Annotated in this window: 21 protein-coding genes and 4 tRNA genes; 11 read left to right on the forward strand and 14 right to left on the reverse strand. The window is 70.9% G+C overall.

Going from position 1 to position 23,879, the window contains the following annotated elements; translation table 11 throughout:
• Positions 1-57: 57 nt before the first annotated feature.
• From ABT084_RS26785 to ABT084_RS26800, 4 genes are all read right to left on the reverse strand, one after another.
• A complete protein-coding gene (locus ABT084_RS26785; RefSeq protein WP_351048833.1) occupies positions 58-2,421 on the reverse strand; it encodes a DEAD/DEAH box helicase in 2,364 nt (787 codons plus the stop codon).
• A 287-nt stretch (positions 2,422-2,708) separates the two neighbouring features.
• Positions 2,709-3,254, reverse strand: a complete 546-nt coding sequence (locus tag ABT084_RS26790) for a hypothetical protein (RefSeq protein ID WP_351048836.1) — start codon at positions 3,252-3,254, stop codon at positions 2,709-2,711.
• A gap of 115 nt (positions 3,255-3,369) precedes the next feature.
• Complete coding sequence (crcB, locus tag ABT084_RS26795) at positions 3,370-3,747, reverse strand: fluoride efflux transporter CrcB (RefSeq protein ID WP_351048839.1); 378 nt, start codon at positions 3,745-3,747, stop codon at positions 3,370-3,372.
• Positions 3,744-4,247, reverse strand: a complete 504-nt coding sequence (locus ABT084_RS26800) for a FluC/FEX family fluoride channel (RefSeq protein WP_351048842.1) — start codon at positions 4,245-4,247, stop codon at positions 3,744-3,746. Before ABT084_RS26800 ends, crcB begins: the two co-directional genes overlap by 4 nt.
• Positions 4,248-4,330: 83 nt before the next feature.
• Between ABT084_RS26800 and ABT084_RS26805 the strand changes: the two genes are divergently transcribed.
• The 4 genes from ABT084_RS26805 to ABT084_RS26820 all read left to right on the forward strand — a co-directional run bounded on the left by ABT084_RS26805 (position 4,331) and on the right by ABT084_RS26820 (position 5,087).
• Entirely contained in the window at positions 4,331-4,681 is a 351-nt protein-coding gene (locus tag ABT084_RS26805; RefSeq protein WP_330331644.1) for a metallopeptidase family protein, read from the forward strand.
• A gap of 121 nt (positions 4,682-4,802) precedes the next feature.
• Positions 4,803-4,875 (forward strand) — tRNA-Glu (locus ABT084_RS26810).
• A 39-nt stretch (positions 4,876-4,914) separates the two neighbouring features.
• Positions 4,915-4,988 (forward strand) — tRNA-Asp (locus tag ABT084_RS26815).
• Positions 4,989-5,010: 22 nt separating this feature from the next.
• A tRNA-Phe gene (locus ABT084_RS26820) sits at positions 5,011-5,087 on the forward strand.
• Between the two features lie 36 nt (positions 5,088-5,123).
• Here ABT084_RS26820 and ABT084_RS26825 read toward each other — a convergent pair.
• The 3 genes from ABT084_RS26825 to ABT084_RS26835 all read right to left on the reverse strand — a co-directional run bounded on the left by ABT084_RS26825 (position 5,124) and on the right by ABT084_RS26835 (position 7,220).
• The gene (locus ABT084_RS26825; RefSeq protein WP_351048846.1) at positions 5,124-5,993 is read right to left on the reverse strand and encodes a cytochrome c biogenesis CcdA family protein; all 870 of its coding nucleotides are present in this window, start codon (positions 5,991-5,993) and stop codon (positions 5,124-5,126) included.
• On the reverse strand, positions 5,990-6,721 hold the full coding sequence (locus ABT084_RS26830; RefSeq protein ID WP_351048849.1) for a DsbA family protein: 732 nt from the start codon (positions 6,719-6,721) through the stop codon (positions 5,990-5,992). The genes ABT084_RS26825 and ABT084_RS26830 overlap by 4 nt, the downstream gene beginning before the upstream one ends.
• A gap of 61 nt (positions 6,722-6,782) precedes the next feature.
• Positions 6,783-7,220, reverse strand: a complete 438-nt coding sequence (locus ABT084_RS26835) for a hypothetical protein (RefSeq protein ID WP_351048852.1) — start codon at positions 7,218-7,220, stop codon at positions 6,783-6,785.
• A gap of 99 nt (positions 7,221-7,319) precedes the next feature.
• Between ABT084_RS26835 and hrpA the strand changes: the two genes are divergently transcribed.
• From hrpA to ABT084_RS26850, 3 genes are all read left to right on the forward strand, one after another.
• Complete coding sequence (gene hrpA / locus ABT084_RS26840; RefSeq protein WP_351048854.1) at positions 7,320-11,243, forward strand: ATP-dependent RNA helicase HrpA; 3,924 nt, start codon at positions 7,320-7,322, stop codon at positions 11,241-11,243.
• Between the two features lie 79 nt (positions 11,244-11,322).
• Positions 11,323-11,396, forward strand: a tRNA-Asp gene (locus ABT084_RS26845).
• 121 nt (positions 11,397-11,517) lie between these two features.
• Positions 11,518-11,673 (forward strand): DUF6274 family protein, encoded by a 156-nt coding sequence (locus ABT084_RS26850; RefSeq protein ID WP_351048857.1) that lies wholly within the window; start codon positions 11,518-11,520, stop codon positions 11,671-11,673.
• Between the two features lie 342 nt (positions 11,674-12,015).
• On the opposite strand, the gene bldC is transcribed toward ABT084_RS26850, so the two are convergent.
• Together bldC and ABT084_RS26860 are read right to left on the reverse strand one after the other, a co-directional pair.
• Entirely contained in the window at positions 12,016-12,222 is a 207-nt protein-coding gene (gene bldC / locus ABT084_RS26855; RefSeq protein WP_003949541.1) for a developmental transcriptional regulator BldC, read from the reverse strand.
• Positions 12,223-12,734: 512 nt separating this feature from the next.
• A complete protein-coding gene (locus tag ABT084_RS26860) occupies positions 12,735-13,589 on the reverse strand; it encodes a DUF8083 family protein (RefSeq protein WP_351048860.1) in 855 nt (284 codons plus the stop codon).
• Positions 13,590-13,779: 190 nt separating this feature from the next.
• Between ABT084_RS26860 and ABT084_RS26865 the strand changes: the two genes are divergently transcribed.
• The gene (locus tag ABT084_RS26865; protein ID WP_351048864.1) at positions 13,780-14,889 is read left to right on the forward strand and encodes a Leu/Phe/Val dehydrogenase; all 1,110 of its coding nucleotides are present in this window, start codon (positions 13,780-13,782) and stop codon (positions 14,887-14,889) included.
• 323 nt (positions 14,890-15,212) lie between these two features.
• A complete protein-coding gene (locus tag ABT084_RS26870) occupies positions 15,213-15,479 on the forward strand; it encodes a DUF3073 domain-containing protein (protein WP_351048867.1) in 267 nt (88 codons plus the stop codon).
• Between the two features lie 114 nt (positions 15,480-15,593).
• Here the strand turns inward: ABT084_RS26870 and purM are convergent, their stop codons facing one another.
• On the reverse strand, positions 15,594-16,664 hold the full coding sequence (purM, locus tag ABT084_RS26875; RefSeq protein ID WP_351048870.1) for a phosphoribosylformylglycinamidine cyclo-ligase: 1,071 nt from the start codon (positions 16,662-16,664) through the stop codon (positions 15,594-15,596).
• Positions 16,665-16,713: 49 nt separating this feature from the next.
• Complete coding sequence (gene purF, locus ABT084_RS26880) at positions 16,714-18,231, reverse strand: amidophosphoribosyltransferase (protein WP_351048873.1); 1,518 nt, start codon at positions 18,229-18,231, stop codon at positions 16,714-16,716.
• Positions 18,232-18,388: 157 nt separating this feature from the next.
• On the opposite strand from purF, the gene ABT084_RS26885 reads away from it, so the two are divergent.
• Complete coding sequence (locus ABT084_RS26885; RefSeq protein ID WP_351048929.1) at positions 18,389-18,484, forward strand: putative leader peptide; 96 nt, start codon at positions 18,389-18,391, stop codon at positions 18,482-18,484.
• Between the two features lie 110 nt (positions 18,485-18,594).
• Positions 18,595-20,025, forward strand: a complete 1,431-nt coding sequence (locus tag ABT084_RS26890; protein ID WP_351048875.1) for a sulfatase-like hydrolase/transferase — start codon at positions 18,595-18,597, stop codon at positions 20,023-20,025.
• A gap of 40 nt (positions 20,026-20,065) precedes the next feature.
• Here ABT084_RS26890 and ABT084_RS26895 read toward each other — a convergent pair whose 3' ends face one another.
• The 3 genes from ABT084_RS26895 to purQ form a co-directional block, all read right to left on the reverse strand.
• Positions 20,066-20,857 (reverse strand): maleylpyruvate isomerase family mycothiol-dependent enzyme, encoded by a 792-nt coding sequence (locus ABT084_RS26895; RefSeq protein ID WP_351048878.1) that lies wholly within the window; start codon positions 20,855-20,857, stop codon positions 20,066-20,068.
• Positions 20,858-20,952: 95 nt separating this feature from the next.
• Positions 20,953-23,202, reverse strand: a complete 2,250-nt coding sequence (purL, locus tag ABT084_RS26900) for a phosphoribosylformylglycinamidine synthase subunit PurL (RefSeq protein WP_351048881.1) — start codon at positions 23,200-23,202, stop codon at positions 20,953-20,955.
• Positions 23,199-23,879: a phosphoribosylformylglycinamidine synthase subunit PurQ gene (gene purQ / locus ABT084_RS26905; protein WP_351048884.1), complete on the reverse strand. Its 681-nt coding sequence runs from the start codon at positions 23,877-23,879 to the stop codon at positions 23,199-23,201. The genes purL and purQ overlap by 4 nt, the downstream gene beginning before the upstream one ends.

A 23,879-nucleotide genomic window follows, 5' to 3' on the forward strand; every position in this document is an offset into this window, starting at 1 on the left:
CCGTGGGGGCCGAGCGGACGCCTTGGATCAGGCGTCAGGTGTCACATGCGGCGACGATCAGCCGTTGCGCTTCCAGCGCGGCTTGTCGTCGCGGCGGGCGTTGCCGCCACCGAAGGACGAGCCGGAGCCGGAGCCCGACGGGCGGTGGTCGTCGCGACGGCCGTAGGGGCGGTCGCCGCCACCGGAGCGGAAGCCGCCGGAGGGGCGGTCGCCACCGCGGTCGTCACGGTTGAAGCCACCGGACGGACGGTCGTCGCGACGGAAGCCACCACCGGTGGGACGGTCGCCACCGGAGCGGAAGCCGCCACCGGCCGGACGGTCGCCACCCGAGCGGAAGCCGCCCGAGGGACGGTCGTCACGACGGAAGCCGCCGCCGGCCGGGCGGTCGCCGCCACGGTCGTCACGGTTGAAGCCGCCCGAGGGACGGTCGTCGCGGCGGAAGCCACCGGACGGACGGTCGTCGCGACGGAAGCCACCACCGGTGGGACGGTCGCCACCGGAGCGGAAGCCGCCACCGGCCGGACGGTCGCCACCCGAGCGGAAGCCGCCCGAAGGACGGTCGTCGCGGCGGTCGCCACCGGAGCGGAAGCCACCGGACGGACGGTCGTCACGACGGAAGCCACCGGAGGGGCGGTCGTCACGACGGTCGCCACCGGAGCGGAACCCGCCACGGTCGCCACCGCGGTCACCACGGTCGTCACGGTTGAAGCCGCCACGACCGCCGCGGTCACCACGGTCGCCGCGGTCGTCGCGACGCTCGAAGTTGCCACGGTCGTCACGGCGCTGCACGGCCTGGGCCTCGGCGGCGGCAGCAGCGGCGGCGGCCTCGGCCGCGACCTCGGCTTCCGCGGCCTCGGCGACCTCGGCCACAGCGGCCTCCGGGTCCTCGCCGCGCTCACGAGCGGAACGGGCGACGAGGCGGTCGGCCTCCTCGCGCAGTTCCACGGCACGGCGCTGGACGCGCTCGAGCTGCTTGGTGAGGTCGGCGACCTCGCGCTCGGCCTGCTTGGCGGCGTTGTTCGCGGAGTCGGCCTGGACCTCGGAGAGCGAGCGCGCACCGGTGATCTCGGCGACCTCGGGCTCGAACGCGCCCGCTCCACCGACGATGTGGCGCGAGGCGTCGACGCCCGCGTCCTCCATCAGGCGGAAGATCTGGCGGCGCTGGTGCGGCAGCGACAGCGAGACCACGACGCCCGACTTGCCGGCGCGGGCGGTACGGCCCGAGCGGTGCAGGTAGTCCTTGTGGTCACCGGCCGGGTCCACGTTCAGGACCAGGTCGATGCCGTCGACGTGGATGCCGCGGGCGGCGACGTCGGTCGCGACGAGCGCGTTGACGTAGCCCTTCTTGAAGTCTTCCAGGACGCGGGTACGGGCACCCTGCGTCATGCCGCCGTGCAGCGCGTCGGCCTTCACACCGGACTCGATGAGCTGCTCGGCGATGCGGTCGGCGCCCAGCTGGGTGCGGACGAAGATGATCGTGCGGCCCTTGCGGGCGGCGATCGCGGCCGTGACCGGCGCCTTGTCCTTCGGCTTCACGACGAGGACGTGGTGGGTCATGGTCGAGACGTTGCCCTGCGCGCTGTCGACCTCGTGCGTGACGGGGTTCTGCAGGTAGCGCTTGACGAGCGTGCCGATCTCGTTCTCCATGGTGGCGGAGAAGAGCATGCGCTGGCCGCCGCCGGGGATCTGGTCGAGCAGCTCGGTGACCTCGGGCAGGAAGCCCAGGTCGGACATCTGGTCGGCCTCGTCGAGGACCGCGACCTGGACGTTCTCGAGCGAGCAGGCGCCGCGGTTGATGATGTCGCGCAGACGGCCGGGGGTGGCGACGAGGACGTCGACACCGCGCTCCAGGGCGTAGATCTGGTTGCCCATCGAGGTACCGCCGCAGACGACCTTGAGCTTCAGGCCGAGGACGTCGCCGTACGGCTGGAGCGCGTCGGCGACCTGCATGGCCAGCTCACGGGTCGGCGTGAGGATGATCGCGCGGGGCTTCTTCTTCTCGGTGGTGCCACCGGCCAGCGAGGCCAGGGTCGGCAGACCGAAGGAGAGGGTCTTGCCGGAGCCGGTGCGGCCACGGCCGAGGATGTCCTTGCCGGCCAGGGCGTCCGGGATGGTCGCGGCCTGGATCGGGAAGGGGGCGGTGACACCGTTCTGCGCGAGCTTGCGGACGATCCCGTCCGGCAGACCGAGGTCGCCGAAGGTGATCGTGGGCTCGGCGTCGGCAGCGTCGTCGGCTGCGGCGTCGATGGACTGGTCGGTCGTCACGTCGGCCTCAAAAGCTTCGATGTCGGCGGCGAGGGAGTCGGTCACGATCTCGTCGACCACGAGGGTCTCGACGATTTCGGTGCGCTCGACGGCCTCGATGGCCTCGATGGAGTCGTTCTCGGGCATGACGGCACGGTCAGAACTGGAAATGGACATGCGAAATGCGAAACCTTCCGGAGTCTCGGCACGCGCCCAAACTCCGTGAATCGCAAATCGACCGCCTCAATGCGGTCAGCCACGGTAGGGGAGAGTACGCGCCACGCGGCGCTCTTCGGATTCGGCGCCGGGCAATGGGATCAAACGATCTATAACCATACGCACCCTCCCCCCACTCTGGCAAGTCACCTCAAGCAAGAGGCCACTGACCTGCAAGAACGCCGTCCAGTCGAACGAGAGTGCGAGCTCAATTCGCGCACCCGACACGGCTCGGAGGGGGTGCCGGACTACCCCGCGGGGCTCGACGAAGGGGCCGGCGCGGAGGGCGTAGGAGTGGTCGGAGTCACAGACGACGAGTCGGACGGACTGGACGCCGGAGTGGGCGGGGTCACCCCACCCGACCCCCCCGCCCCCGCACTCGTCCCGCCCGCCGACGGCGGCAGCTGGGTCCCCGGGCCGGTGCCCGGACCCGCCGGCCCCGCGCCCCCGGCGCCGCCCGCGTGCGGTCCGGCCGACGGGGAGGGGCCGCCGGGCACCCCGGCCACCACGGCGCCCGGGCTGGCCGTGGCGCCCGGGGGCAGCACCTTCCCGTCGGGGCCCACGGCGGTCGCCTTCTCGCCCGTACCGTCCTTCTTGTCGTGCCCGCCGCCGTGCGCCCCGCCGCTCTTGCCACTGGAGGACCCGCCGCCGGACTCGGCGGCGGATCCCCGGTGGCCCGCGGGGGAGGAGGCTCCGGGCTTGGCGGCGTCGTCGCCGACACTCATGCAGCCCGCCGTGGCCGTGAGCGCGAGCGTGGCGACGGCCAGTCGGACGGAAGCAGACAAGTGGCGCACGGGTGGCACCTCCGGGAGAGGGCAGGGTTCCGCGGTGAACGGGTCAATGTGCCCAACTCCGTTTGCCCCGTAAGAGACACGCCCCTTCCGCCACCCGGTGACCGGGCCCCCGCGGTCAGTTCCCGCCCAGCGCCCCCGCCACCTGCCAGCCCAGGTGTACGGCGCCCAGCCCGACCAGCACGGACCCGGCCACATTGGCCACCGCGAGGAACTTCCAGCCCCGCTCCGCCAGTCGGAGCGTCTCGTAGGAGAACGTCGAGTACGTGCTGAGCGCCCCGCACAGCCCCGTCCCGAGCAGCAGGCTCAGCCGCGAGGAGGCCGCTCCGTCCAGCACCGCCCCGGTCAGGGCGCCCAGGACGAGGCAGGCGCCCGCGTTCACCACGAAGGTCCCCCAGGGAAAGACCGAATCGTGGCGCACCTGCACCGCGCGGTCGGTCAGGTAGCGCAGCGGCGCCCCCACGGCCGCGCCCACGATCACCACGAGCCAGTTCACGGGCGCACCCGGGCCCTTCCGTCGCCCACCGCGCGGCGCGTCAGCCAGGCCGCCGCCCACACGGCGCCCAGCGCGGCCACCACGGTGAGCCCGGCGTACCCCAGTGCGGTCCGGGCCTCACCGGCGTCCAGCAGCCGCTCGAAATCCACGGCGTAGGTGGAGAAGGTGGTGAATCCGCCGAGCACCCCGACCCCCAGGAAGGGCCGTACGAGGGGATGCGCCGACCGGCCGCCCTCGCTGATCAGCACCATCAGGACGCCGATGAGCGCGCAGCCCGCCACGTTGACCCAGAAGGTCCCCCACGGGAAGGCCGTGGGCGCGGCCGGCCACAGCAGGGCGACCGCGTACCGCGCCGAGGCGCCCACCGCGCCGCCGGCCGCCACGACCGCGAGCACCCGGCGCTGCGGTTCGGCTCGCTGCGCCGGCACGTGGAGGTCGACGTCCGGGTCGATCGCCTCGGCGCCGTCCACCGGCCGGGTCATCCGCGCCCCGCTTCGCATGTCGCCCCTGTCAGCACGCGGCCATTCTCGCGCGTCGCGTCCCGGCCCGCCTCAATCGGCGTGCGGCGCGGGAGAATGGCCGCGTGCTGCAGATGACGCGCGACGACTTCGAAGAGCTGGTGGCCCAGGCCCTGGACCGGATCCCGCCCGAGCTGACCCGGGTGATGGACAACGTGGCCGTGTTCGTGGAGGACGAACCTCCCGCGGACGATCCGGAACTGCTGGGTCTCTACGAGGGGACGCCGCTGACCGAGCGCGGCGAGTGGTACGCCGGAGTGCTGCCGGACCGGATCTCGATCTACATGGGCCCGACCCTGCGGTACTGCGAGGCGCCCGACGACGTGGTGCACGAGGTCGCCGTGACCGTCGTGCACGAGATCGCCCACCACTTCGGCATCGACGACGACCGCCTCCACGAACTGGGCTGGGGCTGAGGCTCCGGCCCCCTGCGGGGACCGGCCGCCGACCGGGGCAAACCGTTTTGGCGATCGCCGCCCCGATCCCATATGCTTCTCACGTCCCCGACGCGCTGGAAAGTGCCTAGGCGGGCCTTTAGCCCTCATCGTCTAGTGGCCCAGGACGCCGCCCTTTCAAGGCGGTAGCACGGGTTCGAATCCCGTTGGGGGTACGCAACACCATGTGCGAGACTTGCGCTCGCACATAGCAAGGACCTGTGGAGCAGTTGGTTAGCTCGCCACCCTGTCAAGGTGGAGGTCGCGGGTTCAAGTCCCGTCAGGTTCGCTGAAGCTCGCAAGAGTTTCGTGGCTGGGTAGCTCAGTTGGTACGAGCGATCGCCTGAAAAGCGATAGGTCGCCGGTTCGACCCCGGCCCCAGCCACCACGAGAAGGCCCCGTCCATCGGACGGGGCCTTCTGCTTCACCCCTCTTCCCGGGCCTCCTCCCGGACCTCGGCCCCCGCCGCTCCGCCGGTACGGGCCGCGCGGCGCCACCGCGCCAGACCGAAGCCCAGCGCTCCGGCCGCGATCAGCCCGAGCAGCGCCCAGTCCGGGACTCCGTCCGCGACGGACCGTACCCACTGCTCCACCGCGAACGAGTCGTCCACGTCGAGCAGCCCGGGCAGCGCGCTCGCCCCGTCGTACGCCAGGAACAGCGCGCCCAGCGCGATGAAGAACAGGCCGGACAGCAGCGAGGTCGTGTGCAGCTCGAACCGGCCGATCCGGACCGCGCGCCCGCGCAGCCAGCGCCGCCGGCCGAGGTCGAAGCGCTCCCAGAGCAGGGCCAGCAGGAACAGCGGTACGGCCATCCCCAGCGCGTACACGGCCAGCAGCAGGCCGCCGTAGACCGGGCTGCCGCTCACCGCCGCGACCGTCAGGACGCTGCCCAGGATCGGGCCCGCGCAGAATCCGGCGAGCCCGTAGACCGCGCCCAGCGCGTACACGGACACGGCGGTGGTGGGGCGGATCCGGCCGGACAGGTCCGAGATCCGCCGCGAGGCGAAGCCCAGGCCCAGGATCTGCGCCAGGCCCAGCGCGATGATCAGCCAGCCGCCGAAGAGGACCAGGACGTCCCGGTTGCCGTGGAAGAAGCGGCCCGCGTACGAGCCGGCCGCGCCGAGCGGCACCAGGGTGGTCGCGAGTCCGGCGTAGAAGATCCCGGTGCGGGCCAGCAGCCGGGACGTGGAGTCGATGGAGTACGCGAAGAAGGCCGGCAGCAGCAGCGCGCTGCACGGGCTGAGCAGCGCGAGGAGACCGCCCAGCAGGGCGGCCAGGTATCCGATGCCGTTCACTTCGCGGCCGCCGCCCGCGCGGCCTGCTTGGCCCTGGCGATCTCCGAGGTGAAGGCCGAGAGCGGCTGGGCGCCCGCGATCGGCCGCCCGTTGACGAGGAAGGACGGGGTGGAGGTGACCCCGATGCGGTAGCCCTCCTCCTGGTCCGCGCGGACGGCGGCGGCGGCTTCCTCGCCGCCCATGTCCTGCCTGAAGCGGTCCAGGTCGGGGACCCCGGCCTCGCGGGCGAGCTCCAGCAGCCGGGCCTCGCCGAAGCCCTTCTCCTTGGCGCCCTCGGCGTAGGCGGCGGTGTGGAACGCGGCGAACCGGTCCTGCCGGGCGGCGGCCCAGGCGGCCCTGGCGGCGGCCTCGGACTCGGCGCCGAAGATCGGGAAGTTGCGCCATTCGATGCGCAGGGTGCCGTCCTCGACGTATTTCTTCACCAGTTCGGGTTCGGTGTCGCGCGCGAACTTGCCGCAGTAGCCGCACTTGAAGTCGGAGTACTCGATGAGGACGACGGGCGCGTCGGGGCGCCCGGTGGTGAGCTTGTCGTTCGCGTCGCGGCGGGCCAGCTTCATCAGCTCGGCGCGGGCGTCGGGGGCCTGCGGCGCGGCCGCCGAGGTGGGCTCGGGCCCGGTGTCCTGGGGGGCCGTGGCCTGCCAGGAGACGAGGCCGAGGGTGACGGCGGCGAGCGCGACCCCGGCGGAGATCAGCAGGGGCTTGCGGGCGGAATTCTTGGGCGAGGGCATGCGGAGGCGCTCCGGAGAGAGGTGCGGGGAGGGGCTGGACGGACCGGGGTGAGCGGTCTGTCTAGACCCGCATCACGGACAGCTCCAGCGGTCCGGGCGCCGCTCGGTCCGGACCCCGTACGAGCACCCGTACGGGCGCGCCCCCCGCCGGGCCGGCCGGCTCGGGCAGGCACCGCGCGGCGGGCGGGTACCCGTGGTCACCGGACGCGCGCGGCGGCGCGGCCGGGACGCCCCCGTGGTCCGGAGCCCCCGGGGCGCAGGAGGGCGCCCGGTCGGCGGGCGCCGCCTCGAAGGCCGCGGCCAGGCCCTCGTACGAAGCGACGGCGGCCGGGGCAGCAGGGGCCGGAGCGACAGTTGCCGCGGCGGCGGCCGGGGCCATCACCGCCTCCGTCCCCGCCCCCGCCACCGGCGCCAGGCAGCCCAGCAGCACCGCGAGCAGGGCGCCCAGCAGGCACCACGGGCGCGGGCCGGGGCGGGACATGGCGGGCCTCTCACTCACACGGGTGGGCTGCTTGGGGGGACTCGTCCGGAAATGGTACGGGCCCGCTCACAAATGCGTTCGCCACCCGACGCTCCCGGGTGAGATCCTCGACCAGGTATGTCTACTTCCTTCGCCGCCCTGCAGACGCTTCTCGGTGAGATCTCCCTCCGCGACGCGCACCGCCTCGGCCGCCGCCTCGAAGGCGCCCGCCGCATCCGCAAGCCCGAGGCCAAGCAGGCCGTGCTCGACGAGATCGCCGCGGAGGCCGAGAAGGCCGCCGCGCGACTGGCCGGCCGCGCCTCGCGCATGCCCGAGGTCACCTATCCCGAGAACCTCCCGGTCAGCCAGAAGAAGGACGAGATCGCCGAGGCGATACGCGACCACCAGGTCGTGATCGTCGCGGGCGAGACCGGCTCCGGCAAGACCACCCAGATCCCCAAGATCTGCATGGAGCTGGGGCGCGGTGTCCGGGGCATGATCGGCCACACCCAGCCCCGCCGGATCGCCGCCCGCACCGTCGCGGAGCGGATCGCCGAGGAGCTGAAGTCGGAGATCGGCCAGACGGTCGGCTGGAAGGTCCGGTTCACCGACCAGGTGGACCAGGACGCGACCTTCGTGAAGCTGATGACGGACGGCATCCTGCTCGCCGAGATCCAGACGGACCGCGAGCTGCGCGCCTACGACACGATCATCATCGACGAGGCCCACGAGCGCTCGCTCAACATCGACTTCCTGCTCGGCTACCTGGCCACGCTGCTGCCCAAGCGCCCCGACCTCAAGGTCATCATCACCTCGGCGACGATCGACCCGCAGCGCTTCTCCCGGCACTTCGGCGAGGCCCCGATCGTCGAGGTCAGCGGCCGGACGTACCCGGTCGAGGTGCGCTACCGCCCGCTCCTCGAGGAAGAGGGCGACGACAGCGACCGCGACCAGATCACCGCGATCTGCGAGGCCGTCGACGAGCTGCAGTCCGAGGGCCCGGGCGACATCCTGGTCTTCCTCTCCGGCGAGCGCGAGATCCGCGACACCGCGGACGCGCTGAACAAGCGCAACCTGCGCTTCACGGAGGTCCTCCCGCTCTACGCCCGGCTCTCGCACGCCGAGCAGCACCGCGTCTTCCAGCAGCACACCGGGCGCCGGATCGTGCTCGCGACCAATGTCGCCGAGACCTCGCTGACCGTCCCGGGCATCAAGTACGTGATCGACCCGGGCACCGCCCGCATCTCCCGCTACAGCCACCGCACCAAGGTGCAGCGCCTGCCCATCGAGCGGATCTCGCAGGCCAGCGCCAACCAGCGCAAGGGCCGCTGCGGCCGTACCTCGGACGGCATCTGCATCCGGCTGTACTCGGAGGACGACTTCCTCACGCGCCCCGAGTTCACCGACGCCGAGATCCTGCGCACCAACCTGGCGTCCGTCATCCTCCAGATGACCGCGGCCGGCCTCGGCGAGATCGAGAAGTTCCCCTTCATCGACCCGCCGGACCACCGCAACATCCGCGACGGCGTGCAGCTGCTCCAGGAGCTGGGCGCGCTCGACCCGGCCGAGAAGGACCACAGCAAGCGGCTCACGCCGATGGGCCGCCAGCTGTCCCAGCTGCCCGTGGACCCGCGCCTCGCCCGCATGGTGGTGGAGGCGGACAAGAACAACTGCGTGCGCGAGGTCATGGTCATCGCGGCCGCCCTGTCGATCCAGGACCCGCGCGAGCGGCCCTCGGACAAGCAGACCCAGGCCGACCAGAACCACGCCCGGTTCAAGGACGAGACCAGCGACTTCCTGTCGTTCCTGAACATGTGGCGCTACGTCCGGGAGCAGCAGAAGGAGCGCGGCTCCTCCTCGTTCCGCCGGATGTGCAAGCAGGAGTACCTGAACTTCCTGCGGATCCGCGAGTGGCAGGACATCTACTCGCAGCTGCGTACGGTCGCGAAGGGCATGGGCATCCATGTCAACGAGGCCGACGCCCCCGAGCAGCACATCCACGTGTCGCTGCTGGCGGGTCTGCTCTCGCACATCGGGCTCAAGGACACCGACAAGAACGAGTACCTCGGCGCGCGGTCGGCGAAGTTCGCGATCTTCCCCGGTTCGGCCCTCTTCAAGAAGCAGCCGAAGTTCGTCATGTCGGCGGAGCTCGTGGAGACCTCCCGGCTGTGGGCGCGGGTCAACGCGAAGGTCGAGCCCGAGTGGGTCGAGCCGCTCGCACAGCACCTGATCAAGCGCACGTACAGCGAGCCGCACTGGGAGAAGGACCAGGCGGCGGTGATGGCGTACGAGAAGGTCACGCTGTACGGCGTCCCGATCGTCGCCCAGCGGAAGATCAACTACGGCCGGATCGACGCCGAGGTCTCGCGCGAGCTGTTCATCCGCAACGCGCTGGTCGAGGGCGACTGGCGCACGCACCACAAGTTCTACGCCGACAACCGCAAGCTGCTGACCGAGGTCGAGGAGCTGGAGAACCGGGCCCGGCGCCGGGACATCGTGGTCGACGACGAGACGCTCTTCGACTTCTACGACCAGCGGATCCCCGAGCACGTGGTCTCGGGCGCGCACTTCGACTCCTGGTGGAAGCACAAGAAGCGCGACGAGCCGGAGCTGCTCGACTTCGAGCGCGAGATGCTGCTCACCGAGAAGGCCGCGGGGGTCACCAAGGACGACTACCCGGACTCCTGGCGCCAGGGCGCGCTCAAGTTCCGCGTGACCTACCAGTTCGAGCCGGGCGCGGACGCGGACGGCGTGACCGTGCACATCCCGCTGACGGTGCTGAACCAGGTCACCGACGAGGGCTTCGACTGGCAGATCCCGGGCCTGCGCGAGGAGATCGTCACCGAGCTGATCCGCTCGCTGCCCAAGCCGATCCGGCGGCACTACGTGCCCGCGCCGAACTTCGCGACCCGCTTCCTGGACACCGCGGTGCCGCTGCAGGAGCCGCTGACGGTCACGCTCGCGCGCGAGCTGAAGCGGATGGTGGGGGTCCCGGTCACGGCCGAGGACTTCGACCTGAGCCGGATCGCCGATCACCTGAAGATCACCTTCCGGATCGTCGACGAGCGCCGCAAGAACCTCGCCGAGGACAAGGACCTGGAGTCCCTGCGGCTGCGGCTGCGGCCCAAGGCCCGCCAGGCCCTCTCCCAGGCCGCGGCGGCCACCGCCGAGCGCGCGGGCGGCGAGACCATCGAGCGGACCGGGCTGACGGACTGGACGATCGGCACCCTGACCAAGGTCTTCGAGACCCGGCGGGCCGGGCAGCCGGTCAAGGCCTACCCGGCCCTGGTGGACGCGGGCGCGAGCGTCTCCGTACGGCTCTTCGACACCGAGGCCGAGCAGCAGCTCGCCATGTGGCGCGGCACCCGGAAGCTGATCCTGCTCAACATCGCGGTGAACCCGGCGAAGTTCGCCTCGGACAAGCTCGGCAACCAGCAGAAGCTGGCGCTCTCGCGCAATCCGCACGGCTCCATCCAGGCGCTGTTCGAGGACTGCGCGACGGCGGCGGCCGACAAGCTGATCGCCGACCACGGCGGGCCGGCCTGGGACGAGGCGGGCTTCCGCAAGCTCTACGACGCCGTGCGTACGGACCTGGTGGACACGACCGTACGCACGGTCGATCAGGTGCAGCAGGTGCTGGCCGCCTGGCAGGCCTGCGAGCGGCGGCTGAAGGCCACCAACAGCCCGACCCTGATCAAGAACGTCCAGGACGTGCAGAAGCAGCTGGCGGCCCTGGTGCCGGCCGGCTTCGTGACCCTGACCGGGCTGCGGCGGCTGCCCGACCTGATGCGCTATCTGGTGGCGGCCGACCGGCGGCTCCAGCAGATGCCGACCTCGGTCCAGCGCGACACCACGCGCATGGAGAAGGTCCACGAGATGCAGGACGAGTACGCCTGGCTGCTGGAGCAGTTGCCCAAGGGGCGGCCCGTTCCGACGGCGGTCACGGACATCCGCTGGATGATCGAGGAACTGCGGGTGAGCTACTTCGCCCACGCCCTCGGGACGGCGTATCCGGTCTCCGACAAGCGCATCGTGAAGGCGGTCGACGCCCTGGCTCCGTGACGCCGGCGTGATCCGGTTCGACCTCACCCCCCGAGCTGTTGTACAGTCGGTTTCGCAGCCACCAAGTGGCCGCGAACGAGGACCTGTGGAGCAGTTGGTTAGCTCGCCACCCTGTCAAGGTGGAGGTCGCGGGTTCAAGTCCCGTCAGGTTCGCAGGAACGTCAGGGCCCGTATCCCCCAGGGATACGGGCCCTGACGCATTGCGCGACACAAACCCAGCGCGGCCCCACGGGCCCCTGCGGCCGCCATAGGCACGGGAGGTGTGGTTTCCCCCATGAACGCCCGGGACGAGCTGAGAGCGCTCCTGAAGGCCCATCTGGCGGCCTCTGGCGGACGCCGCCACCTCACGCGCCACTGCCCGGTCTGCCACCGGCTCCTGCGCCTCGCGCGGGAAGCGGCCCTGGGGGACCAAGGTCCCTCGCCGGCCTGACATCACCGTCCGACGGACCCCATTACGGGCGCAATGCCGGATGTACAAGAGATGTTAGCTGTGACGGGAGTCACCGCATGAGTTTTTGAGACGCACACATTTATCACGCGCATACGCCTCTTCGATTTAATATGTGCAATGGCACCCCCTCGACACGCCGCCTCGCGCGTCGGCGCCGACGCCGCGTCCGGGCATAAAAAAGATCGCGCTGGACCCGGCGGAGTCCAGCGCGATCGACGGCTGAGGAGCCTGTTGGGGCAGGTCCGGCCGTGTGAAGCCTTGTGGGTTTCTTCGGATTGGGGGATCCGATATCTACCCGGTAAAAGGTCGTGCTGCGGTACCTCAGGCCTCGCTGCGCTGCTGCGGAATTCCCGCGAGCAGTGCGCGAACCTCGGCCTCGCGGTAGCGGCGGTGCCCACCCAGGGTGCGGATGGACGTGAGCTTGCCAGCCTTGGCCCAGCGAGTGACCGTCTTCGGGTCCACGCGGAACATCGTGGCAACCTCAGCCGGGGTCAGCAGCGGCTCGGCATCAGGGGTGCGAGCGGTCATGAGCGGCCTCCTCGGGAGAACCGAACCATCTCGGTTCTTTCCTCTAAATTCTGCACCTTGGCCCTCGTTGCCCGAAATGGACAGACGAAGGCCGAGTCGGTTATAGGACGAACGGCTTGTCCTCGGCACTACAACTACACCATCTGTCCAGCCTCGTCGGCCAAACCGATGGAATTGCCCTCCGAGGTGTTCATCAGCGACGGAAGCCGATGGACTGACCCATAACGGACAGTCACCCCACTGTGACGATCAGTCACAGAGCGATCAGGAGTCGTCAGACCCCCCATAGCGTGCAATGCCGAGCAACCCACCCAAAGTTGGACGGAAGGAACCCTCCCCGGACTCCTTGTCCTATTTTGGCACGAGGGTAGGGGAAGGGCGCAAGGGTGCGGAAAGTGCGTTCCGTCACCCTTGAGTCAATGGCCCGGATCAGGACGTAGGTCCTGGCACTAAGACCCCAATGAGTGAATCGTCCTGAAGACGTACGGCTTGTGACCGTTCGGACGATACGGCTAGTTGGCGAACAGTCTCTCCCGAACAGCACGCCATCGGTCGGCCAATATGACGTACGTCTCCACGGCTCCGTCAGAGTCGCCCGCCCGCAGCGCCGCGATCCCCGCCGCCAGCTCGGCCGCCGACCGGTCCGCCGCCAGCCCCGCCGCCGGCAGTCCGTGGACCAGGCCGCCGTAGTCCAGCTCGACCATCGAGCGCGGATGGAACTCCTCCAGCCAGCTGCCGACCTCGACCAGGCCGTCCGCCAGCGCCCCGTACCCCTCCGCCTCGCGCAGGGTCCGCAGCCCGCGCGCGAGCCGGCGCCGCGCCTGGACCATCGGCGTCCGGTAGCGCAGCACCTCCCCGGGCACGTACTCCCGCTCCTCGTCGGCCACCAGGACGAACCAGCGCAGCGGCACCTGCCAGACCGCCGTGCGGATCCACGGGCGCGCGTCCGGGTTCCGCTCCCGCCAGGCCTCGTACTCCTCCGCCGCCCGGCGGCGCACGGCCGGCGGCAGCGCCACGTCCAGCACCGGCAGCGGGAAGTCGCTCACCAACTCCTGGAGCGCCAGCCAGCCGCGCAGCCGGGTCCGCCACGGGCACACCAGCAGCACCCCGTCCAGCTCCGCCGTGAAGGCGTCCCCGCTCTCGTGCGCGGGCACCCCCACCGGTGGCACGCGGACCAGGTCGGCCAGCGACCGGCGCAGCTCGTCCTGGGCGGTCGGGATCTGCCCGCGCCGCGCGTAGTCGGCCCAATGGGCGCGCTCCGGCTCGGCGAAGGCCGCGAGGGGCTCGTAGACGCGCAGATAGGACGCGTAGGGGACGGTCGGCGCCTGGCGCGCGGCGGGCAGCCGGGGATCGGAGGATTCGCTCACGCTCACGTACTCCCCCGCACCGGGCGCCCGTACGCGGCCGCGCGCCCCCGCGAGGGGAGAAATCCGCTCAGAAGTCCGAGCGGGGGTCCGATCCCCGGACAGGGCGGCCCGGCGCGGCCCGCAGGTCTTACGCTGCTCCCAACAACGCCCTCCCCACCCGCAGGAGGGCGCTTCCCGCCGCATCTCATCCATGGGAGTCACCACCGTGACCGAAATGACCGACGGCGTCCTGCACACCCTGTTCCGCACGGAACAGGGCGGCCACGAGCAGGTCGTGCTCTGCCAGGACCGCGCCAGTGGCCTCAAGGCCGTCATCGCCCTCCACTCCACCGCGCTGGGCCCCGCGCTCGGCGGTACGCGCTTCCACGCGTACGCCTCGGACGAGGAGGCCGTCCTCGACGCCCTCAACCTCGCCCGCGGCATGTCGTACAAGAACGCCCTCGCCGGCCTCGACCACGGCGGCGGCAAGGCCGTGATCATCGGGGACCCGGACGTCCTCAAGAGCGAGGAACTGCTGCTGGCCTACGGCCGGTTCGTGGAGTCCCTCGGCGGCCGCTACGTGACCGCCTGCGACGTCGGCACCTATGTCGCCGACATGGACGTCGTCGCCCGCGAAACCCGCTGGGCCACCGGCCGCTCCCCCGAGAACGGCGGCGCCGGCGACTCCTCGGTGCTCACCGCCTTCGGCGTCTTCCAGGGCATGCGCGCCAGCGCGCAGCACCTGTGGGGCGACCCGACCCTGCGCGGCCGCAAGGTCGGCGTCGCGGGCGTCGGGAAGGTCGGGCACCACCTGGTGGAGCACCTGCTGGAGGACGGGGCCGAGGTCGTCATCACCGACGTCCGCGCCGAGTCCGTGCAGCGGATCCTCGACAAGCACCCCGGCAAGGTGACCGCGGTCGCCGACACCGAGGCGCTGATCCGCCTGGCGGGGCTGGACATCTACGCCCCCTGCGCGCTCGGCGGCGCCCTCGACGACGTCACGGTGCCGGTCCTCACGGCGAAGGTGGTGTGCGGCGCGGCGAACAACCAGCTCGCGCACCCCGGCGTCGAGAAGGACCTCGCGGACCGCGGCATCCTCTACGCGCCGGACTACGTGGTCAATGCGGGCGGCGTGATCCAGGTCGCCGACGAGCTGCACGGCTTCGACTTCGACCGCTGCAAGACCAAGGCGACGAAGATCTTCGACACCACGCTGGCCATATTCGCACGTGCGAAGTCGGACGGGATTCCGCCGGCCGCGGCGGCCGACCGGATCGCCGAGCAGCGGATGGCCGAAGCGCGCGCCGCGCGGGGCTTGTAAACAGGATCGGCGCCGGTGGGAAAACCGGCGCCGGCCCTTGTACGACGGGCGTTTGCACCCGCCGGGGTTGCGGAGAGACGGAACTCACTGCGCTTCGGCGGGTCGCGCGCCAATATAGGGTTAAAATCGCAGCTGACCAGCGAGTACGGGGCGTCTCGCAGGCACTGTGCCGGGGCACGTCATGCGGGCGGCGTACCGTATGGCCGCGGAAGCAGGTACCGTTAAAGCTCTACGGACGGTCTCTCCACGGAGAGCCCGCTCCGAACCATGAACGCGTGTCAGACTCTGGGGCCGTCGAGCCCCGTCACCGAGGGGGTCGAGCCATGGGGCGCGGCCGGGCCAAGGCCAAGCAGACAAAGGTCGCCCGCCAGCTGAAGTACAACAGCGGCGGGACTGACCTCTCACGTCTGGCCAATGAGCTGGGCGCATCGCCGACGGAGCCGCTGCCTGTCAGCGCGCCGGTCGAGGTCGATGACGAGCTGGAAGACGACGACGACGACCCGTACGCCAAGTACGCGAAGTTGTACAACGGCGATGACGAGGACGAGGACGAAGAGTCCGGCCCGTCGGCGCAGCGTCGTGGCGCTTGACGCATCCAGCGTCTGCACCGCACCACCAGCTGAGCAACACATGAACCCGGTCCAGGGCCAAGCCCCGGACCGGGTTTCAGTGCGTTCCCGGCGTTGCCGCCGGGTCCGTCAGCTTCAGTTCGCGTAGTCGCCGGTGAGGGTCGAGCCCTCGGTGTGGGCGCCGCGGCCCTGGATCTCGCCCGCGACCCAGGCGTCGACGCCGCGGTCGGCCAGCGTGGTCAGGGCCACGTCCACCGATTCCTGCGGGACCACGGCGATCATGCCGACGCCCATGTTGAGCGTCTTCTCCAGCTCCAGGCGCTCGACCTTGCCCGCCTGGCCGACCAGGTCGAAGACCGCGCCCGGGGCCCAGGTCGAGCGGTCGACCGTGGCGTGCAGGTGGTCCGGGATGACCCGGGCGAGGTTGGCCGCGAGGCCGCCGCCCGTGATGTGCGAGAAGGCGTGGACCTCGGCGGTGCGGGTGAGGGCCAGGCAGTCCAGCGAGTAGATCTTGGTCGGCTCCAGCAGCTCCTCGCCGAGGGTCCGGCCGAACTCCTCGACGTGGCTCTCCAGCGCCATCTTGGCGCGGTCGAAGAGGACGTGACGGACCAGCGAGTACCCGTTCGAGTGAAGCCCGGACGACGCCATCGCGATGACGGCGTCCCCCGTACGGATACGGTCCGCGCCGAGCAGGGCGTCGTACTCGACGACACCCGTACCGGCGCCCGCGACGTCGAAGTCGTCCGGACCCAGCAGACCCGGGTGCTCGGCGGTCTCGCCGCCCACCAGGGCGCAGCCGGCCAGGACGCAGCCTTCGGCGATGCCCTTGACGATGGCCGCGACCCGCTCGGGGTGGACCTTGCCGACGCAGATGTAGTCGGTCATGAAGAGCGGCTCGGCGCCGCAGACGACGATGTCGTCCATGACCATCGCGACCAGGTCGTGGCCGATCGTGTCGTACACGCCCAGCTGGCGGGCGATGTCCACCTTGGTGCCGACGCCGTCGGTGGCCGAGGCGAGGAGCGGGCGCTCGTAGCGCTTGAGGGCGCTGGCGTCGAAGAGGCCGGCGAAGCCGCCGAGGCCGCCGAGGACCTCGGGGCGCTGCGTCTTCTTCACCCACTCCTTCATCAGCTCGACGGCGCGGTCGCCCGCTTCGATGTCGACGCCCGCGGCTGCGTAGCTGGCACCGGTGGTCTTCTCTGTCATGACAGGGATGAGCTTTCGTGTCGTTACTGCGGTTACTGCGGGTGCGTGATTAGGGACGACGGAGCGCGTCCGCCGCGTCCTTGCCGCCGGCCAGCTCGGTCTCCAGGAGCTGCTTGCCCAGGAGCTGCGGGTCGGGCAGCTCCATGGGGTACTCGCCGTCGAAGCAGGCCCGGCAGAGGTTGGGCTTCTGGATGGTCGTCGCCTCGATCATCGAGTCGAGCGAGATGTACGAGAGGGAGTCCGCGCCCATGGAGGTCGCGATCTCGTCCACGGTCATGCCGTTGGCGATCAGCTCCGCGCGGGTGGCGAAGTCGATGCCGAAGAAGCAGGGCCACTTCACGGGCGGGGAGGAGATCCGGATGTGGACCTCGGCCGCACCGGCCTCGCGGAGCATCTTGACCAGGGCGCGCTGGGTGTTGCCGCGGACGATCGAGTCGTCGACGACCACCAGGCGCTTGCCCCGGATGACTTCCTTGAGGGGGTTCAGCTTCAACCGGATGCCGAGCTGGCGGATCGTCTGCGAGGGCTGGATGAAGGTCCGGCCGACGTAGGCGTTCTTGACCAGGCCGACGCCGTACGGAATCCCACTGGCCTCGGCGTATCCGACGGCGGCGGGCGTGCCCGATTCCGGTGTCGATATCACCAGGTCGGCTTCGGCCGGGGCTTCCTTGGCCAGCCGGCGGCCCATCTCGACACGCGAGAGGTACACGTTCCGGCCGGCGATGTCGGTGTCCGGGCGCGCCAGGTAGACGTACTCGAAGACACAGCCCTTGGGCTTCGCTTCCGCGAATCGGGAGGACCGCAGACCGTTCTCGTCGATCGCGATCAGCTCGCCCGGCTCGACCTCGCGGACGAAGCTGGCGCCGCAGATGTCGAGGGCGGCGGTCTCGCTCGCCACCACCCAGCCGCGCTCGAGGCGGCCGAGGACCAGCGGGCGGATGCCCTGCGGGTCGCGGGCGGTGTAGAGGGTCCCCTCGTCCATGAAGACGAGCGAGAAGGCGCCCTTGACCAGCGGGAGGACCTTGGTGGCCGACTCCTCGATGGTCAGGGGCCTGCCGTCGTCGTCCGTCTGTCCGGCGAGCAGGGCCGTCACGAGATCGGTGTCGTTGGTCGCGGCCACCTGGGTGGCACGGCCGTCCTGACGGGGGAGGTCGGCGACCATCCCGGCGAGTTCGGCGGTGTTCACCAGGTTTCCGTTGTGACCCAGGGCAATGGAGCCGTGGGCCGTCGCACGAAAGGTGGGCTGCGCGTTTTCCCAGACGGAGGCTCCGGTGGTCGAGTAGCGGGCGTGACCGACCGCGATATGACCTTGGAGGGATCCGAGGGAGGTTTCGTCGAAGACCTGGGAAACGAGGCCCATGTCCTTGAAGACGAGGATCTGGGAACCGTTGCTCACAGCGATGCCCGCGGACTCTTGTCCACGGTGCTGCAGTGCATACAGTCCGAAGTAGGTGAGCTTGGCGACCTCTTCACCCGGAGCCCAGACACCGAAGACGCCGCAAGCGTCCTGGGGGCCCTTCTCACCGGGGAGCAGGTCGTGGTTGAGTCGTCCATCACCACGAGGCACGCTTTGAGTGTAGGCGAGATCGACCACTGGTCCGAATTGGGGACGGCCAGGAAATGTCACAGTGCGGACAGTCCGGTAAACCGGACGCAGGGTGACCGTCTCGATATCCGGATGCGCTGGTTGACAGGTACCTGTGCGTTCACACAAGCTCCACCCCATGCAGCCCGCCGGTGACCTCAGCGTCACCCTTGTCGAGCGCCGCCACGTCGACCTCGTCCGTGTCGCGAGCGCCATCTGTCGCTGTTCCGCGTAACCACTCACATTTCGCGGTTCTTTTCCCTTTTCCGACCCTTTCCGGGTCTTTTCTGTCTGGGCCGGCCGGAGACTTCCGTCGGCGGCCTCGCCCTGGGCTGGAGTACTTCTGTGAGCACCCACCGATCCGAGCTGTCCCGGCGCGCCTTCGGCGGCGCGGTCGGCGCCACCGCCGCCACCGCCGCCGTCGGGATCGCCGCCGCGGGCCCGGCGCAGGCCGCGCCGGCCGAAGCGCAGTACGCACAGCCCCGCGAGCGGGAGTTCAAGGCCGCGCGGGGGCGCTCCGGGCGGCGCCCGAACATCCTGTTCATCCTGGGCGACGACCTGGGCTGGGCCGACCTGTCCTCGTACGGCTCCCCGCACATCAAGACCCCGAACCTGGACCGACTGGCCCGCCAGGGCGTCCGGTTCACCGATGCCTACGCGGGATCCGCGACCTGCTCGCCGACCCGGTTCAGCCTCTACACCGGCCGCTATCCGGGCCGTACCGCAGGCGGACTGGCCGAGCCGATCGCCGACCGGTCCGTGGGCCTGGAGCCCACCCACCCCACGCTGGCCTCGCTGCTGCGCGCCAGCGGATACGCCACCGCGCTGATCGGGAAGTGGCACTGCGGCTACCTCCCCGACTACAGCCCGACCAAGTCCGGCTGGGACGAGTTCTTCGGCAACTTCGGCGGCGCCCTGGAGTACTACTCCAAGCTCGGCCTGGCCGGTGAGTACGACCTCTACGAGGGCGACGCCGCGTACAAGGACCTGCGCTACTACACCCGGATCCTCACCGAGCGGGCGAGCGAGTACGTCGGCCGCGGGCACGACAAGCCGTGGCTGCTGAACCTGAACTTCACCACCCCGCACTGGCCTTGGATCGCCGACGGCGACACCGCGGAGAGCGCGGAGGTCGTCCGTCGGATCAAGGCGGGGGACGGGCGCGCGCTGTGGCACCAGGACGGCGGCTCGGTCGAGAAGTACCAGCAGATGGTCGAGGACCTCGACCGCTCGGTCGGCGAGGTGCTCGCCGCGCTCAAGCGCTCCGGGCAGGAGGACGACACCCTCGTGTTCTTCGCCAGTGACAACGGCGGCGAGCGGTTCTCCTACAACTGGCCCCTGAGCGGCAACAAGGCCTCCCTCCAGGAAGGCGGGATCCGCGTCCCCACGATCGTCCGCTGGCCCGCCCGGATCGACGGCGGCCAGGTCAGCCACGTCCCGGTGGTCACGCCGGACTGGACCGCGACGCTGCTGGAGCTGGCCGGGGCCCGGCCCGACCGCGCCCATCCGCTCGACGGCAGGAGCCTGGCCGGGTACCTGCTGCGCGGCGAGGAGGCCCCGCGGCACGACCTGTTCTGGAGGGTGCGCGGGGAGCGGGCGCTGCGGCGCGGCGACTGGAAGTACTACCGCGGCAAGGGCGGCCGGGACCAGCTGTTCAACCTGGCGGGAGACCTCCGCGAGCAGGCCGACAAGGCGGCCCTGGAACCGGCCCGCCTCGCGGAGTTGCGGGCGGCCTGGGAGAAGACGGACGCGGGGCTGCTGCCGTATCCCGGCTGATCCGGCGCCGCCGGCCGCCCATGCGCCGGTACGCCTCGGGTCAGCGCATCAGGGGGAGCAGGCCGGCCAGGTCGGCCCGTTCGCCGCTCGCGCTGACCCGGGCGTCCGCCAGGGCCCCGGCCCATGCGGTGCGGCCGGTCGCCAGCCGGATCCAGGTCAGCGGGTCCGTCTCCACGACATTCGGCGGGGTGCCCCGGGTGTGCCGGGGCCCCGCCACGCACTGGACCACGGCGAACGGGGGGATCCGTACCTCGACCGAGCCGCCCGGGGCCCTGTCCGCGAGCGCGTCGGCGAGCAGCCGGACGCAGGCGGCCAGCGCCTGGCGGTCCAGCGGGATCGCCAGCCCCGCGGCCCGGTTCAGGTCGTCGGTGTGGACCACCAGCTCCACGGTCCGGGTGACCAGGAAGTCCCCCAGGGTCATGGCCCCGATCCACAGGTCCAGCACCCGGTCGTCGCGGTGCTCGGCCAGCGCCGCGGCCATCCGGGCCGCGGCCCGCTCCAACAGCTCGGGCAGGGGCGCGCCGCTCAGGGTCTCGGTCGCCGCCTCGGCGATCCGCCCGGCCAGCGGGGCGGTGGCGAAGGGCCACGCGGCGGCGCCGAGCACCGCCTTCGCCGCGGGCGGCCGGGCCAGGGAGCCGGCCAGCGAATCCGCGATCCAGGCGATGTGCGCGGCGAGTTCGCCGACCGTCCAGGCGCCGAGGTGCGTGGGCCGGGCCAGCTCCTCGGCGCTCAACCCGCTTACCGCGTCGGCCACATGGGCGAACTGTGCGGTGACCGCCGCCCGCGTCCGGGCGGAGTCGTACGTACGCGGTTTCTTCTTCCCAGGCGCCATGCGCCGACCCTAACCCCCAGCAACGACGGGGCCCCGCCCGGACAAGCCGGGCGGGGCCTCGTACGACGCTCGCGAAGGAGCCGGACAGCGGCCGGTCAGGCCAGCAGGGCCGGGATCGTCGCCTCGTGCGCGGTGCGCAGCTCGGTCAGCGGAATGCTGAACTCGCCCTGGATCTCGATCTCCTCGCCGTCCACGACACCGATCCGCGTGGCGGGCAGGCCGCGCGCCCCGCACATGTCGGTGAAGCGGAGCTCCTCGCTGCGCGGGACGGCCACGACGGCCCGGCCCGCGGACTCGGAGAAGAGGAGGGTGAAGGCGTCCAGCGCCTCCGGGACCACGATCCGCGCGCCGTTGCCGCCGCGCAGGCAGGACTCGGTGAGCGCCTGGATGAGGCCGCCGTCGGACAGGTCGTGCGCGGCGTCGATCATGCCGTCGCGCGAGCCCGAGATCAGGATCTCGCCGAGCAGCATCTCCCGGGCGAGGTCCACCTTGGGCGGCATGCCGCCCAGGTGCTGGTGGACGACCTCGGACCAGGCCGAACCGCCCAGTTCCTCGGCGGTGTCGCCCAGCAGGTAGAGCAGCTGGCCGGGCTCCGTGAACGCCATCGGCGTCCGGCGGTTGACGTCGTCGATCACACCGAGGACGGCCACGACCGGGGTCGGGTGGATCGCGGTCTCGCCGGTCTGGTTGTACAGCGAGACGTTGCCGCCGGTGACGGGGATGCCCATCTCCAGGCAGCCGTCGGCGAGCGCGCGGCAGGCCTCGGCGAACTGCCACATGACGCCCGGGTCCTCGGGGGAACCGAAGTTCAGGCAGTCGGAGATCGCGAGCGGCTTGGCGCCGGTCGCCGCCACGTTGCGGTAGGCCTCGGCCAGGGCCAGCTGCGCGCCCGTGTACGGGTCGAGCTTGGCGAAGCGGCCGTTGCCGTCGGTGGCCATGGCGACGCCGAGGTTGGTCTCCTCGTCGATACGGACCATGCCCGCGTCCTCGGGCTGCGAGAGCACCGTGTTGCCCTGGACGAACCGGTCGTACTGGTCGGTGACCCAGGACTTCGAGGCCTGGTTCGGGGAGGAGACCAGGGCCAGGACCTGCTCGCGCAGCTCGGCCGAAGTGGCCGGGCGCGCCAGCTTGTTCGCGTCGTCCGCCTGGAGCGCGTCCTGCCACTCGGGGCGGGCGTACGGGCGGTTGTAGACCGGGCCCTCGTGCGCGACGGTGCCCGGGGGCACGTCCACGATCTGCTCGCCGTGCCAGAAGATCTCCAGGCGCTCGCCCTCGGTCACCTCACCGATGACGGTGGCGATGACGTCCCACTTCTCGCAGATCTCCATGAACCGCTCGACGTACTGCGGCTCGACGATCGCGCACATGCGCTCCTGCGACTCGCTCATGAGGATTTCCTCGGGCGAGAGCGTCGCGTCGCGCAGCGGAACGGTGTCCAGCTCGACGCGCATGCCGCCGGAACCGGCGGAGGCCAGCTCGGAGGTGGCGCAGGAGAGCCCGGCGCCGCCGAGGTCCTGGATGCCCGCGACCAGCTTCTCCTTGAAGATCTCCAGGGTGCACTCGATGAGGAGCTTCTCCTGGAAGGGGTCGCCGACCTGGACGGCGGGGCGCTTGGTCGGCTTCGAGGAGTCGAAGGTCTCCGAGGCCAGCACGGACACGCCGCCGATGCCGTCGCCGCCGGTGCGGGCGCCGTAGAGGATGACCTTGTTGCCGGGGCCGGAGGCCTTGGCGAGGTGGATGTCCTCGTGCTTCATCACGCCGATGCAGCCGGCGTTGACCAGCGGGTTGCCCTGGTAGCAGGCGTCGAAGACGACCTCGCCGCCGATGTTGGGCAGGCCCAGGCAGTTGCCGTAGCCGCCGATGCCCGCGACGACGCCGGGCAGGACGCGCTTGGTGTCGGGGTGGTCGGCCGCGCCGAAGCGCAGCGGGTCCACGACCGCGACCGGGCGGGCGCCCATGGCGAGGATGTCGCGCACGATGCCGCCGATGCCGGTGGCCGCGCCCTGGTAGGGCTCGATGTACGAGGGGTGGTTGTGCGACTCCACCTTGAAGGTGACCGCGTACCCCTGGCCGACGTCGACGACGCCCGCGTTCTCGCCGATGCCGACGAGCATCGCCGTGTTCTCGGGGGCCTTCTCGCCGAACTGCTTCAGGTGGACCTTGCTGCTCTTGTACGAGCAGTGCTCGGACCACATGACGGAGTACATGGCCAGCTCGGCGCCGGTGGGACGGCGGCCGAGGATCTCCCGGATCCGGGCGTACTCGTCCTCCTTGAGGCCGAGTTCCTTCCAGGGCTGGGAGGCGTCGGGGGTCTCGGTGGCGTTCTTGACGGTGTCCAGGCTCATGCGCTGACCAGCTTCTTCAGGATCGAGGTGAAGAATCCGAGGCCGTCGGTGCGGCCGGTCCCGATCAGTGGTTCGACCGCGTGCTCGGGGTGCGGCATGAGGCCCACGACGTTGCCCGCCGCGTTCGTGATGCCGGCGATGTCCCGGAGCGACCCGTTCGGGTTGCCCTCGAGGTACCGGAAGGCCACGCGGCCTTCGGCCTCCAGTGCGTCGAGCGTGTGCTCGTCGGCGGTGTAGCGGCCGTCCATGTTCTTGAGCGGGATGGAGATCTCCTGGCCGGCGGTGTAGTCGCCGGTCCACGCGGTCTCCGCGTTCTCCACGCGCAGCTTCTGCTCGCGGCAGATGAAGTGCAGGTGGTTGTTGCGCAGCATCGCCCCCGGCAGCAGGTGGGCCTCGGTGAGGACCTGGAAGCCGTTGCAGATACCGAGGACGGGCATGCCGGCCTTGGCCTGCTCGATGATGGTCTCCATCACCGGCGAGAACCGGGAGATGGCTCCGGCGCGCAGGTAGTCGCCGTAGCTGAACCCGCCCGCGAGGACGACCGCGTCGACCTGGTGCAGGTCCTTGTCGCGGTGCCACAGCGAGACCGGCTCGGCCCCCGCGAGGCGGATGGCGCGCAGCGAGTCACGGTCGTCGAGCGTTCCGGGGAACGTGACGACTCCGATGCGAGTGGTCAC

This window comes from Streptomyces sp. NPDC002138, assembly GCF_040296485.1.
Lineage (GTDB): Bacteria > Actinomycetota > Actinomycetes > Streptomycetales > Streptomycetaceae > Streptomyces.

Coding starts and splice junctions, on each gene's coding strand:
- ABT084_RS26895 (WP_351048878.1), bottom strand. CDS start 20,857: ATGGCGCCTGGGAAGAAGAAACCGCGTACGTACGACTCCGCCCGGACG.
- ABT084_RS26870 (WP_351048867.1), top strand. CDS start 15,213: ATGGGGCGCGGCCGGGCCAAGGCCAAGCAGACAAAGGTCGCCCGCCAG.
- hrpA (WP_351048854.1), top strand. CDS start 7,320: ATGTCTACTTCCTTCGCCGCCCTGCAGACGCTTCTCGGTGAGATCTCC.
- ABT084_RS26850 (WP_351048857.1), top strand. CDS start 11,518: ATGAACGCCCGGGACGAGCTGAGAGCGCTCCTGAAGGCCCATCTGGCG.
- purL (WP_351048881.1), bottom strand. CDS start 23,202: ATGAGCCTGGACACCGTCAAGAACGCCACCGAGACCCCCGACGCCTCC.
- bldC (WP_003949541.1), bottom strand. CDS start 12,222: ATGACCGCTCGCACCCCTGATGCCGAGCCGCTGCTGACCCCGGCTGAG.
- ABT084_RS26830 (WP_351048849.1), bottom strand. CDS start 6,721: ATGCCCTCGCCCAAGAATTCCGCCCGCAAGCCCCTGCTGATCTCCGCC.
- purM (WP_351048870.1), bottom strand. CDS start 16,664: ATGACAGAGAAGACCACCGGTGCCAGCTACGCAGCCGCGGGCGTCGAC.
- ABT084_RS26885 (WP_351048929.1), top strand. CDS start 18,389: ATGCAGCCCGCCGGTGACCTCAGCGTCACCCTTGTCGAGCGCCGCCAC.
- ABT084_RS26865 (WP_351048864.1), top strand. CDS start 13,780: ATGGGAGTCACCACCGTGACCGAAATGACCGACGGCGTCCTGCACACC.
- ABT084_RS26785 (WP_351048833.1), bottom strand. CDS start 2,421: ATGTCCATTTCCAGTTCTGACCGTGCCGTCATGCCCGAGAACGACTCC.
- ABT084_RS26800 (WP_351048842.1), bottom strand. CDS start 4,247: ATGCGAAGCGGGGCGCGGATGACCCGGCCGGTGGACGGCGCCGAGGCG.